Below are 12,312 nucleotides of genomic sequence, written 5' to 3'. Positions count from 1 at the left end.
GGGGTAAAGCTAAATGTTAACGTCAAAAGAGAGATTATTTAAAGTATTAAAAAATGAAAAAGTAGACAGACCACCTTGTATATGCCCTGGTGGAATGATGAATATGATAATAGAAGATTTGATGGATATAACAGAAATAAAGTGGCCAGATGCTCATACTAATCCAAAATTAATGGCAAACTTAGCATATAGTATGTATGAAAATGGAGGATTTGAAAACTGCGGAGTTCCGTTTTGCATGACTGTAGAGGCAGAATCTATGGGAGCAGGAGTTTCTCTAGGAGATAAGACTACAGAACCTAGAGTAACAGACTATGTTATTAATTCTGTTACTGAATATGAAAAATTGAAAAATATAGATTCTAATTCTGGAAGAACAAAAGTAGTGATAGATGCTATAAAGATTCTTTCAGAAAGGAATTTAGAAATACCAATTGTAGCCAATATAACAGGCCCTATAAGTTTAGCTTCTTCAATTATGGATCCTATAGTTTTTTATAAGGAACTAGTAAGAAAGAAAGAAGAAGCTCATAAATATATGGAGGTAATTGCTGAAAATTTAATAAGTTTTGGTAAAGCTCAACTTGAGGCTGGAGCAGAAATACTTGCAATATCAGACCCAAGCGGTACTGGTGAAATATTAGGGCCAAAGTTGTTTAACGAATTTGCAATACCGTATATAAATAAAATAGTTGAAGCTTTAAAACCATACGCTAAAGGTGGAATAATAGTTCACATATGTGGAAAATTAAAAAGTGTTTATGAAAACTTACAAAACCTAAAATGCGATGCTATAAGTTTCGATTCAATAACCAGTGTGAAAGAGGTTAAACAAAACGTTAAGGGAAAAGCAATAATGGGAAATGTAAGTACTCTTACTCTATTTAATGGAGAATGTGACTTAATAAAAAATATATCCAGTCATTGTATAAAAAATGGAGTGGACATATTGTCACCTGCCTGTGGGTTAGGAATAACTACGCCGCTTAAAAATATTAAGACCATGGTAGAAGTAGCAAAAGAAAGTTAAATATCCAAAGTAATCTAAAATATTATTTAAACCACATAAAAGGTGTTAGCTTAATTCTCTAACACCTTTTTACTTTAAAAATTAATCCTCATTTTCATCTTCTACATATTCCAATATATCTCCAGGCTGGCATTCTAATACTTTGCATATAGCTTCAAGAGTAGAAAAACGTATAGCCTTGGCTTTGTTTGTTTTTAAAATAGAAAGATTAGCTTGAGTTATCCCAATTTTGGCTGCTAAATCTTGAGAACTAATCTTCCGTTTTGCCATCATAACATCTAAATTTACTATAATAGGCATATAAATCCTCCTAAATGGTCAAATCATTTTCTTCTTTTGTTAAAAAAGCAAGTTTAAAGATCTCAGATAATACATAAGATAATAATCCGAAAATTAAAAATGCAAAGGAGGTTGGTTTTAAAGAACCATACTTAGTAGATATAAGTTGAAGATTTCCTTGATATGGAGTTGGATAGGTTATAATTGCATAAAAAATAGAAAAAATTAGGGATAATAGTCCAATATGTCTAAAGTAATGACTATTTTTTATATTGAAACAATCACCATTTCTTATGTTTTTTACAACAAGTTTTAATTTGTATGCAACTACTGTTGAAATCAAACTAAAAGCTAAAAAGCCTAAAGCAAGAAAAAAGTCTAGCATAGCTAAATGATTAAGAGCAAAAATTACATTGAAGATCATTGAAAAACTCGCAAGAGAACCAATTACAAAAATTATACTTAATATTATTGTTAATACAGTTAAACTTCTTTTATTCATAGAATTATCTCCTTATTTAAATTTTTTAGTTATTTACTTTAATTACTAAACTTTATTTTAAATAGTTAAATCATTTTCTTCTTTTGTCGAAAGAGCAATCTTAAAGGTTTCAGCTAATACATAAGAGAATGTACCAAATATTAAGAATACCATACTAAGCATTTTAAGAGAGCCGTATTGGCTAAGCATGATATTTGGAAATAGTGAAGATAAGATTTGATAGATAATAAAAGAGCATGCAGAAAACAATCCTATAGATTTAAAAGCACGAATATTTTCGAGGCTAAAAAAATCTTCTTTTTTAAAGTTTTTTGTGATAACCTTCATTTTATACATAATCAATGTTGAAATTATGATAAATATTGAATCTGGAAAAAAATCTAAACATTCTTGTATATTCATAGAAACTAAAGGATGTTAGTGGTTCTATTTTTGTTAATATTTTTGAGATTTTTTTATTCATAACTCTCACCTCTCAAAAATATAATATCAAATAATTTATTGTTTATCAATAAAAATATACTAAAATATAATAAAAATATATTGAAATATAGATATTTATAGAAAAGGATTTATGTATATAATAAAAAAAGCATGGTTACCATGCTTTTTAATAATATTCTTTTCCTCTTTCTTTAGAATGATCTTTGCTATTGGCATAACTGCCTATTTTTTTACCATCAATTATCCCAATATCAGCACCATCTTTAGGGTACATTTTTCTAAGTTCTGCGTTAGATTTTTCTCTATCTTTGATACGGTTTTTATTATTATCAGACATGTAAATACCTCCTTATATAATTACTACAATGTTAATTTAACCTATATATAAAGGAGGTATTCATAAAATTTTTGGATAATCTTTTAGATGATGTATTTAAAAACTAAAATATAATGGGCTAAGCTGCCTAAGAGAACAAATATGTGAAAAATTTCATGAGCACCAAAGGTTCTCTTTTTGCCCTTTTTCTCTAAGCAGTAAATAACTGCTCCTACAGTATAGAGTATTCCACCTAAAATTAATAATGCCATACCTTGAAATGGTAATACTTTAGATAGTGGTGAAAATGCAGCAAGAGCAAGCCAACCTAAGCCTACGTAAAAGCTAGAAGACAACCATTTTGGACAATCAATCCAAAAGAATTTGAATACAATTCCTATCAGAGCTAATAGCCATACGCAAATAAATAATCCCCATCTCCAATAAGATTCTAAAGCAATGAGGCATATAGGTGTATAGGTTCCTGCAATCAGTACAAAAATCATAGAATGATCTAATTTTCTTAACATCTTAATTACACCTTCTGAAGAAACTGCTAAATGATATACAGTACTAGCTGTATATAAAAATATTAAGCTAAGACCAAAAATGACAACTCCTATCATACCTAATATGGAATTTTGTCCTATATAAATTTCTTTATAAATTAGTGCTATTAGACCAACTAATGAAACTAAAGCACCAAATAGATGAGTAAAACCACTTACAGGCTCTCTAAAATTCTTTGACATGATGTACCTCCTAATCAAAACTATCGCACGTAGTTTTTAAAACTATGTTATGTATATATTATACTATAAAATCGTAAAAGTAAACATACAATTTTAAAAAATAAATTCATTTTAGTAAATATTTTCTAGATTTCTTCATTGCTATAAAAGGAAAGATATATTATAATAACTAAAAAATTATTAATATTAATACTTAGGCATTTTCAAAAAAATAATAGACCAGTATATTAGCCTAGTTTCCATCATACTGCGTCGTCGGAACCTGCTTATAGCGCTACTATGAGTAGACCGTAGCTTCTTGTCTGATGTAAAATAGATTTTGCATCTTTAACTAACTATTTTATTTTATATACCTAAAATATACTAACATCTTTGGAGTATTATTTTATTTCACATACCTTATTATTTCTATATAAAAATAAACTAAACATAAATTTCATAAAAGGGAGAAAAATATGGATTATAATAGAGAAGATATATTAAAATTACTGGAGGAATTAAATCTTAATGAGCATATTGAACCTAAAGAAATACCATCAATTGATTTATATATGGATCAAGTTATAACATTATTTGAAAGTAATTTATCTAATTCAAAACGATATGATGAAGATAAACTTTTAACTAAAACTATGATAAATAACTACACAAAAGATAAGCTTTTAATCCCAGCTAAAAAGAAAAAGTATTCTAAAAATCATATAATATTAATGATTCTTATATATAATTTAAAGCAAAATTTAAGTATTTTAGATATAAAATCACTATTTAATGATATGGTGGTTAATTTGCAGCAGGAAGAGGCGGAAAAGATTAATCTAGAGGAAATCTATAAAAAGTTTTTACATATAAAAGATCTTCAGACCATTGAAGCAGAAGATCAAATAAATAATTTAATTTCAAAAGTTGAAGAGCAGCTATCTGATAAAGGTGATGAGGAGTATGAAAAGCTTTTAATAACTGTGCTTTGTTTAATAAATAGCGCTAATATACAAAAACGGTTAGCAGAAAAAATAATAGATAAATATTTTAGACATATTTAAAAAATAATAGATTAGCGTATTATTCTATTTCATACTATACTGTGTTGTTAGAAACAGCATATAGCGCTACTATAAGCTGAGCCCGACACATTGTACGATATAAAATATGCTGGCATCTTTAAGTTATTATTTTCTTTCAGATTCCTCAAATAAAACCTGTAATTATTTTACAGGTTTTATTTAATTAAAGAATTAACTTTAAATTCTGCGTAATCCTCTACTATATTTTCTAGCTTTTTAATATGTTGGATTTGTGCTTCTTTAAGTTTCTTTTTCCTTATATCTCTATCTTTTCTTTCTTCTATTCTTTTCTTTCTATCAGCATCATTACTTATGTCTTTTTTATTTGCTTCTTCTATAGCATCATTTAAATGCTGATCTATATTTTCAGTTTTTTCTATAACTTTATTGTTTATTTTTTCTAATCTATTTTCAAGTTTTCCACTATATTTATCAAATAATTGAGAATTTTTGTTTTTTATTGCCTTTTCTATATTTTCATCTTTTATATCATTATCTTTTTTCTTAGATGAATTTACCTCGGTTTTAAGTATATTTATTTCTCTTCTAAGTGAGCCTTTGGCATTATTCATAATAGTAGCATGTGTATGCATATTACTAGCATTGATTAGGCTGTTTGTAATAATACTTTCTTTACTTTTGTCAATTTTTTGAGACTCTTTTAGTTTTTCTATTTGTTTCTTCTGAATTTCCTTGTCGATATTTTGAATTTGCTTATTTATTTCTTTAATTTTTTCCATATCTAAAGAGCTATTCCCTTTATCTAATGAAAGTTGTTGCATAAGGGTAGTTTTTTGATCTTCTAAGGCTCTAATTTCACTATCAATAGGGGATGAAGTTTTAGTTGTGGATGTAAAAATTTTATCTAATCCTTTTATGTTCATATTGTAACCACTCCAATTAATTCTTTTTCATATTACTTATCGTAAAAGTTTTCAATAACTTTAATAAAAGAGTTATATTTTGGAAGTGAACTTTACATTTATATTTTATTTGGAAAATGAGAGAGAAACTTTACTAATAAAAGGTATAGATTCCCATAAATAAATATATATTTTAATATAAGGTATCTTAAAAAAAGAATAATCTAGCAGGTTAACCTATTTTTTATATGGTCTTTTATCAGAAAACACAATAGGATCACTATTAGTGAAGATTAACGGCTTATAGAATAGAAAAGAGAGGAACATTTTTAACTTGTTATTTTATTTCGGATATCTAAGAAAAATTTTATATGAGGAGAGAGTTAAATGACTATAAAAGTAGATATATTTTCAGGTTTTTTAGGTGCAGGAAAGACTATGTTAATTAAAAAGCTAGTTAGTGAGAGTTTATATAAAGAAAAAATAGTGATTATTGAAAATGAATTTGGTGAAGTTGGAATTGATGGAACTATATTAAGAAAAGCTAATATTGAAGTTAAAGAAATAAATGCAGGATGTATCTGTTGTAATATATCAGGAGATTTTAAAAAGGCACTTGTAGAAGTTTGTAGCAAATTTAATCCAAATAGGGTGATAATTGAACCATCAGGAGTAGGTAAGCTTTCAGAAATAATTTCAATAATTAATTCTAAGGAATTAAAGAGTATTGCAAAACTAAATATGGTTATAACTGTAATTGATGTATTTAAATATAAGATGTATGTAGAAAACTTTGGAAAGATATATAAAGACCAAATTCAAAATGGAAAAACTTTAGTTTTAAGTAGAACAGGTCAGGCAGAAGAAAACTTAATAAACTCAATATTAAAAGGCATAAACACTATTAATCCAAAAGCTACCATAATAATTACACCATGGGAGAAATTAAGAGGAGAAAGAATAGTTGAAATTAGTGAAAAGGCTATCGAGAACAATTTAAAAGAAATAGATTTAATTACTAAACCAACAAAAGATATAAAAGCTATAAATAAAAATTTCCATTCAGCCTATAATACCTTTGAAAGCTTTGGAACTGTAACTGCAAGGAAGTTTAAAGAAAGTGAGTTATTAACTTTATTAAAAAAATTAGATGATGAAAACTATGGACAAGTATTAAGAGCTAAAGGAATTTTAGAACTTGAAAATAATAAGTGGATTCAGTTTGATTATGTACCTGAAGAATTACAAATTAGAAATACTACTCCGGATTTTTCAGGGAGGTTATGTATTATAGGAGCTAATTTAAAAAAAGAGAACTTAAAAAAACTATTTAAACTTTAGTAGGTGAAAATATGTTAAAAACCAATATTGAAATAGTAACGGGCTTTATTTCATCAGGGAAAACTAATTTTATAAATGCACTGCTTTGTAGTACTTTAATGAGCAGTGAAAAAGTAATAGTAATTCAATGTGAAAAAGGTAATAGTGCTATTAAGGAAGAGTTCTTAAAAAATAAAAATTTGAGGATAAGACAAATAGAGTTTGATGATTTAAAGGAAGAACTATTAATAAAATATATTAAAGGGTTTAAGCCATATAGAATAATAATTGAACATAATAGTATGGAGAATATAAGCTCTTTAATTGAAAAGTTGAATTCCAAAAAGCTTTCTAAAATAAGTAGTGTTACCACTATATTTAATATAATAGATGGTAGAAACTTTTTATTATACTTGTATAATATGGAAGGGGTCATTGTTCCAACTTTAGAAAGGGCAAACCTAATAATTATTAACAATATAGGAGAATTAGGTGAAGATGAAAAGAAAAAATTGTTAACTGCTATAGAAAAAATAAATAATCATGGATTTATATTGCCAGTTAATAAAAGTGAGGATCTTAAAAAAGAATTAGAGAATTTTAGTAAATTGGATAGAGGAATGACTAAAAAAATATCATTATTTTTAAAGAATAAAGACTATTAGTTCCATAATCTATAAGGAGTAAGAAAATGATAAATAATAAAGATATATTTTTTACAATATTTATAAGCATAGTTTTAGAAGCGTTACCCTTTATAATATTAGGTTCTTTTATAGCAGCAATAATTCAAATTTATGTGTCAGAGGATACAATAAAAAGAATAATCCCTAAAAATAAACTTTTAGGAACAATAATTGCAGCTTTATTAGGAATAATTTTTCCACTATGTGAATGCGCTACTGTTCCTATTACTAGAGGACTAATTAAAAAAGGTGTACCATTTAATATAGCTATAACTTTTATGTTAGCTGCACCAATTGTAAATCCTATAGTGCTTACTTCTACTTATTATGCATTTAAAGACATGCCTTATATGGTAATGTTAAGAGGGGGAATAGGATTTTTAGTAGCTATAACTATAGGATTGTTAATAGAGGGTTTGATAGATAAAGATAAAGTTATAAAGGATAATGGCACTAGTAATTTCTGTAGCTGTGGATGTAATGATTATATATTTTATAATAATGGCAAAATATCAAATATATTAAATCATTGTTCAGCTGAATTGCGTAATATAGGTGGAATGCTTATAATTGGGGCATTAATATCAGCAGCTTTTCAAAGTTCTATACCTAGAAATTATTTATTAATGGTTGGTGAAAACAGTATTTTATCTATAATTGCAATGGGAGCTTTTGCTTTTATAATTTCACTCTGCTCAGAAGCAGATGCTTTTATAGCAAGTAGTTTTATAAATCAATTTTCTCTAGGGTCTATTGTAGTATTTTTAATTTTAGGACCTATGATAGACATAAAAAATGTATTTATGTTAAGTAGTGGTTTTAAAAAAGGATTTATTATAAAACTTCTCCTATTAATTTTTGCAGTATGCTTCGTTAGTGGATGTCTAGTAAACATTTTTATTGCAGGGAGGGTGGTATAAATGAAAAAGTTTAATTTGAATGAAGTAATTTGGTTTTTGATTTTATTATCTTTCAGCTTATCTTTGTCAAACTTGATATATACTAAAAGAATTTTTAGTTTTATCCATCCTAACATGGTTAAATATATGTATTTTGTACTAGCATCTCTTATAATTTTAGATTTATTTCAATTTAAAAAAATATTTACTATAGAAAAAAGAGAGAAGATAAAGTACTCTTATATCTTATTTGTTATTTTATTAATATCTATACCACTAGTAAAAACTGATACAATAAATAGCAGTATGGCAAATTTAAAGGGATATAAATATTTTAAGAGCAATAATAGCGAATACTCTTCTTTTAATAGTTTACAAAATATTGATTTAAAAGAAAAAATTGAAATAGATGAAAAAAACTTTATGAAGACTTTTGAGGAAATTGTTAATAATTTAGATTATTATGAAGGAAAGAAAATAGTAGTGGAGGGCTTTGTTTATAAGAATACTAGTTTTGAAAATCAACAGTTTTTATTGTCTAGACCAGTGATGAATTGTTGTGCAGCAGATGCAGAAATTTATGGTATATTATGTGAATATGATAAGGCTGATAAGTTGCAAAAGGATAGCTGGGTAAGAGTTGAAGCTACTATTCATAACATTATAAGTAAATATGATAGAGAAGTATTTAATTCACCATTATTAAAGGTAATTTTAATAGAACAAGTTAAAAAACCTATAGTTGAATATGTTTATCCTAAATAAGTCTTAAAATTAAGGCTTATTTTTATTTAGGGCATCTTTTGAAGGAAAATATGGAAAAAATACGAATAAATTTGGATAGTATATTTTTTGCCAATTTAAAGAAAATAAAATATTAAAAATTTTTAAAGGTTACAGAGGGATTTAAAAGAAACTGTAAAAGTTTAATAAAATCTTTTAATAACTAGTGCGAATTAAGAGGAAGAGATGATTGTAATAGTCAAAAAATTAACAAATAATTTTCTAAATGTTGCAATTTTAAAGAAAACGTTTAAATGACGGATGGATTATAAAAAAATAATACAATTCATATAAATAGGAATAATTAAGGATTTAAGCGCATAATAATTATAAAATATTTCTTTAGGTGATGATATGGAATAGAAGTTAAAATTCTTAGAATGAAATTAATAAATTGTTAAATTGCATTTTAAACGCTATCTTGATAACATTATTGTAAGATTTTTATAAGGAGGTAGTATTATGGATCAGAATCGTAGAGAGAATTGGGGAACGAAACTTGGCCTCATTCTAGCTATGGCAGGAAACGCTATAGGGCTAGGAAACTTCTGGAGATTTCCTTATCAAGCAGCTAAAAATGGTGGGGGAGCATTTATGCTTCCGTATATATTTGCATTGTTAGTAATGGGGATTCCTGTAATGCTCGTTGAATGGATGCAAGGAAGAATTGGAGGAAGGTATGGTCATGGCACTGTTGGATACATGGCTTACTTACAATCAAGAGACAGATTAAAGCCTAAAAAAGCAATATTCTTAGGAGCTTTATGTGGAGCTTTTGCTATTGCAGTAACTGTACTTGTAAATTCATATTATAATCATATAATTGGGTGGTCTCTTGGATATTCTTTCTTTACAGCCACAGGTGCCTATCAAGGTATTCAAAGTACTGGAGAATTTTTTGTTAGTTACATTCAAGATCCAGCTAAAGTTCTTGTATTTTGGCTAATAGCCCTATCAGTACTTGCCTTTGCAGTAACAAAGGGAATACAAAAAGGAATAGAAGCATGGGCAAAAATAATGATGCCATTACTATATACTTTTGGAATTATATTGATAATTAAATCGCTAACTACTGGATCGCCAGTAAATCCTGAGTGGTCAGCATTAAAGGGACTAAATTATTTGTGGAAACCAGACTGGAGTGCTCTTAATTTTCAGGCGACTTTAGCAGCTAGTGGACAGATATTTTTTACACTGTCAGTAGGAATGGGAATAATTCAAAATTATGCATCCTATGTAAGGCAAGATGATGATATAGTGCTTTCAGCATTGACTACTGTTTCTTTAAATGAGTTTGCAGAAGTAATACTAGGTGGAACTATTGCAATTCCTATTGCTTATGCATTTATGGGGCCGGATGGAATACAACAGAGTATAGGATTATCCTTTATCGCACTTCCTAATGTATTTATGAACATGTCAGGAGGACAAATAATTGGTGCACTATGGTTCTTGCTATTATTCTTTGCTGGTTTTACATCTGCAATAGCAATGTATAATTATTTAACTACAATCTTCTCAGAAGATATGGGACTTTCAAGAAAAGCTGCTTCTTTTGCAGTATTTGCATTATACATTATAGTAGGATTACCTGTGGGATTAGAGCCAATTTTAACAAAGACGGATGTAATGGCATATTTTACTGAAATAGATAATTGGGTAGGTTCATATTTATTAGTTATAGTTGGACTCTTGGAGGTTATAATTACCGGTTGGATTATGAAAGAAGATTTTACAGAAGGAATTAACAATGGTTCTTATTGGAAGCTTCCACGATGGGTATATACTGTTGTTATAAGGTTTGTAACTCCAATAACTATACTTGTAGTTCTTATTGGATCCACATTTAACTATATAAGAGATGGATATTTTAGATTGATTCCAAGCTTTGTTGAAAGCACACCGAATCTTGTACCATGGGTAAATGGTGCTAGACTGGTTATATTAGGAGTTTTAATAATAGGATTTGTGGGAACTTATAGAAGTATTAAAAAGGTTTATGGAAAAGAAATTGACTCAAATAAAGTTATAGTCAAGAAAGGATTGGGGGCATAATTTATGGAAACAACAGCAATATTTTTCTTAGTATTTTTCTGGGGATGCATTTTTACGGCTATAGTAGGAACACTTTCTTCATTATTAAGACATCAAAGGGCGGAGAAATAGCCTATGGTAGCCGCATCTAAAGAGGAAAAAATTATTATTCAAAAAAAAGCTTATAATATTTCCCTTCAATTTACATTATTAAGTGCATGTCTAATAGCATTGTCGCCACAATTTTTTGGACCTATATTGGCTATAGTTTTTATACTTCCTATATATATGGCTATTAAAGGAATTAAAAACAGAAGAAAAAGTGGCTATTTAATTGCTATGGGTATAATACCTATAGCTTTAGGAGTATCAATGCTTTGGATAAGATATTTTATATATATAATTCCAAATTTAAATAAAGAAATATTAAAGCTAAGCTCAAGTATTGGATTTTACTTTGGAACTATAAAAGTAATAACATTGATATGTTCAATATTGGGTATAATTTTGTTTATATTAAGTATAACTACTTTTACATCCCTTATAAAGAATAAGAAAATTTTTAACTCAATGGTAGATAAAAAGAGATAGGTGGTGAAAAGAGATAGACGTTATGTTTATCTCTTTTGTTTTAGGTATCTTTAAAAAATATTATATATTTAATAAATATTTAGAGAGGATTAGCATATATTAGTAAAAATATTTTATTTTCCAGATTTAAATTTATTTTTAGCAATTTGGAGGTAGTTTTTATGGAAAGTAGTGCTATTTTGTTTTTAGTAGTATTTTGGGGAGCCATAGTTGGAGCAGTAGGTATAACTTTGACTTCATTGATGAAGCATCAAAAAGCTGAAAATAACTAAAGTCATGATTTCAAGATATATGTAGAAATAATATCTTATAATTAATAATTAAATTTAATATTAAACTAAATTTCATAGGAAAACTAGCTTAAGCTTAATAAATAAGTTTAAGCTGGTTTTTTAATTTGGTTTACTATATTGATATCAAAAACAATTAAGGATTAATGAATATTATTAATTTTTAATATTCATTTTTGAAGTTTAAAAATTAAATAAAACCTAGTAAATTTCATTTATTTATAATAATTTAAATAAAAAAATAAGGTTTTGAGCGTTAACAATTGTTAACAATTTGTTAATAATAGTAACATTTTACTAAAAACTACAATATGTTACATTTTATATTTGTATAATAACAACTAGAAACTGTAATTTTTTATAAGATTATGGCATGTATAATTAATTGGATTGCTATGATAAAAAATATAAATTTTAATACCTAGGTATGAATAGAAAAAATATATGCATAAAAACTTT

The 12,312-nt window shown here is 27.0% G+C and carries 14 protein-coding genes; 8 read left to right on the top strand and 6 right to left on the bottom strand.

Going from position 1 to position 12,312, the window contains the following annotated elements; translation table 11 throughout:
- Window positions 1-13 precede the first annotated feature (13 nt).
- Window positions 14-1,030: a methylcobamide:CoM methyltransferase MtbA gene (locus ACWPW7_RS15200; RefSeq protein WP_291560944.1), complete on the top strand. Its 1,017-nt coding sequence runs from the start codon at window positions 14-16 to the stop codon at window positions 1,028-1,030.
- An 81-nt stretch (window positions 1,031-1,111) separates the two neighbouring features.
- On the opposite strand, the gene ACWPW7_RS15195 is transcribed toward ACWPW7_RS15200, so the two are convergent.
- The 5 genes from ACWPW7_RS15195 to trhA all read right to left on the bottom strand — a co-directional run bounded on the left by ACWPW7_RS15195 (window position 1,112) and on the right by trhA (window position 3,323).
- Entirely contained in the window at window positions 1,112-1,330 is a 219-nt protein-coding gene (locus tag ACWPW7_RS15195) for a helix-turn-helix domain-containing protein (RefSeq protein WP_454054190.1), read from the bottom strand.
- A 10-nt stretch (window positions 1,331-1,340) separates the two neighbouring features.
- Window positions 1,341-1,811, bottom strand: coding sequence for a DUF2975 domain-containing protein (locus ACWPW7_RS15190; RefSeq protein ID WP_454054189.1), 471 nt, complete (start codon window positions 1,809-1,811; stop codon window positions 1,341-1,343).
- 57 nt (window positions 1,812-1,868) lie between these two features.
- Entirely contained in the window at window positions 1,869-2,213 is a 345-nt protein-coding gene (locus ACWPW7_RS15185; RefSeq protein ID WP_454054188.1) for a DUF2975 domain-containing protein, read from the bottom strand.
- A 208-nt stretch (window positions 2,214-2,421) separates the two neighbouring features.
- Complete coding sequence (locus tag ACWPW7_RS15180; protein ID WP_291560952.1) at window positions 2,422-2,592, bottom strand: hypothetical protein; 171 nt, start codon at window positions 2,590-2,592, stop codon at window positions 2,422-2,424.
- Window positions 2,593-2,675: 83 nt separating this feature from the next.
- Window positions 2,676-3,323: a PAQR family membrane homeostasis protein TrhA gene (trhA, locus tag ACWPW7_RS15175; protein WP_291560955.1), complete on the bottom strand. Its 648-nt coding sequence runs from the start codon at window positions 3,321-3,323 to the stop codon at window positions 2,676-2,678.
- A 455-nt stretch (window positions 3,324-3,778) separates the two neighbouring features.
- Between trhA and ACWPW7_RS15170 the strand changes: the two genes are divergently transcribed.
- Window positions 3,779-4,366 carry a DUF1836 domain-containing protein gene (locus tag ACWPW7_RS15170; protein ID WP_454054187.1) on the top strand — a complete coding sequence of 196 codons (588 nt, stop codon included), beginning with the start codon at window positions 3,779-3,781 and terminating at the stop codon, window positions 4,364-4,366.
- Window positions 4,367-4,542: 176 nt separating this feature from the next.
- Here ACWPW7_RS15170 and ACWPW7_RS15165 read toward each other — a convergent pair whose 3' ends face one another.
- Window positions 4,543-5,271 (bottom strand): FlxA-like family protein, encoded by a 729-nt coding sequence (locus ACWPW7_RS15165; RefSeq protein WP_454054186.1) that lies wholly within the window; start codon window positions 5,269-5,271, stop codon window positions 4,543-4,545.
- A 366-nt stretch (window positions 5,272-5,637) separates the two neighbouring features.
- Here ACWPW7_RS15165 and ACWPW7_RS15160 point away from each other — a divergent pair, with 366 nt between their 5' ends.
- The 6 genes from ACWPW7_RS15160 to ACWPW7_RS15135 all read left to right on the top strand — a co-directional run bounded on the left by ACWPW7_RS15160 (window position 5,638) and on the right by ACWPW7_RS15135 (window position 11,563).
- Entirely contained in the window at window positions 5,638-6,591 is a 954-nt protein-coding gene (locus ACWPW7_RS15160) for a GTP-binding protein (RefSeq protein WP_454054185.1), read from the top strand.
- Between the two features lie 11 nt (window positions 6,592-6,602).
- On the top strand, window positions 6,603-7,235 hold the full coding sequence (locus ACWPW7_RS15155; protein WP_454054184.1) for a GTP-binding protein: 633 nt from the start codon (window positions 6,603-6,605) through the stop codon (window positions 7,233-7,235).
- 26 nt (window positions 7,236-7,261) lie between these two features.
- Window positions 7,262-8,176, top strand: coding sequence for a permease (locus ACWPW7_RS15150; protein WP_454054183.1), 915 nt, complete (start codon window positions 7,262-7,264; stop codon window positions 8,174-8,176).
- Window positions 8,177-8,920, top strand: coding sequence for a TIGR03943 family putative permease subunit (locus ACWPW7_RS15145; RefSeq protein WP_454054182.1), 744 nt, complete (start codon window positions 8,177-8,179; stop codon window positions 8,918-8,920).
- Between the two features lie 480 nt (window positions 8,921-9,400).
- On the top strand, window positions 9,401-10,993 hold the full coding sequence (locus tag ACWPW7_RS15140) for a sodium-dependent transporter (protein ID WP_291560971.1): 1,593 nt from the start codon (window positions 9,401-9,403) through the stop codon (window positions 10,991-10,993).
- A 114-nt stretch (window positions 10,994-11,107) separates the two neighbouring features.
- Window positions 11,108-11,563, top strand: coding sequence for a hypothetical protein (locus ACWPW7_RS15135; RefSeq protein WP_454054181.1), 456 nt, complete (start codon window positions 11,108-11,110; stop codon window positions 11,561-11,563).
- The last annotated feature ends 749 nt before the right edge of the window (window positions 11,564-12,312 follow it).

The sequence above is a fragment of the Clostridium sp. Marseille-Q7071 genome (assembly GCF_965112025.1).
Note: the sequence above shows the minus strand (reverse complement) of the source record. Positions and strands in the feature narration are given on the sequence as shown.

Excerpts from the sequence above, each read along its gene's own strand:
- ACWPW7_RS15150 (WP_454054183.1), top strand. The coding sequence starts at position 7,262 with ATGATAAATAATAAAGATATATTTTTTACAATATTTATAAGCATAGTT.
- trhA (WP_291560955.1), bottom strand. The coding sequence starts at position 3,323 with ATGTCAAAGAATTTTAGAGAGCCTGTAAGTGGTTTTACTCATCTATTT.
- ACWPW7_RS15160 (WP_454054185.1), top strand. The coding sequence starts at position 5,638 with ATGACTATAAAAGTAGATATATTTTCAGGTTTTTTAGGTGCAGGAAAG.
- ACWPW7_RS15135 (WP_454054181.1), top strand. The coding sequence starts at position 11,108 with ATGGTAGCCGCATCTAAAGAGGAAAAAATTATTATTCAAAAAAAAGCT.
- ACWPW7_RS15180 (WP_291560952.1), bottom strand. The coding sequence starts at position 2,592 with ATGTCTGATAATAATAAAAACCGTATCAAAGATAGAGAAAAATCTAAC.
- ACWPW7_RS15200 (WP_291560944.1), top strand. The coding sequence starts at position 14 with ATGTTAACGTCAAAAGAGAGATTATTTAAAGTATTAAAAAATGAAAAA.
- ACWPW7_RS15170 (WP_454054187.1), top strand. The coding sequence starts at position 3,779 with ATGGATTATAATAGAGAAGATATATTAAAATTACTGGAGGAATTAAAT.
- ACWPW7_RS15145 (WP_454054182.1), top strand. The coding sequence starts at position 8,177 with ATGAAAAAGTTTAATTTGAATGAAGTAATTTGGTTTTTGATTTTATTA.
- ACWPW7_RS15185 (WP_454054188.1), bottom strand. The coding sequence starts at position 2,213 with ATGAATATACAAGAATGTTTAGATTTTTTTCCAGATTCAATATTTATC.
- ACWPW7_RS15195 (WP_454054190.1), bottom strand. The coding sequence starts at position 1,330 with ATGCCTATTATAGTAAATTTAGATGTTATGATGGCAAAACGGAAGATT.
- ACWPW7_RS15140 (WP_291560971.1), top strand. The coding sequence starts at position 9,401 with ATGGATCAGAATCGTAGAGAGAATTGGGGAACGAAACTTGGCCTCATT.
- ACWPW7_RS15155 (WP_454054184.1), top strand. The coding sequence starts at position 6,603 with ATGTTAAAAACCAATATTGAAATAGTAACGGGCTTTATTTCATCAGGG.
- ACWPW7_RS15190 (WP_454054189.1), bottom strand. The coding sequence starts at position 1,811 with ATGAATAAAAGAAGTTTAACTGTATTAACAATAATATTAAGTATAATT.
- ACWPW7_RS15165 (WP_454054186.1), bottom strand. The coding sequence starts at position 5,271 with ATGAACATAAAAGGATTAGATAAAATTTTTACATCCACAACTAAAACT.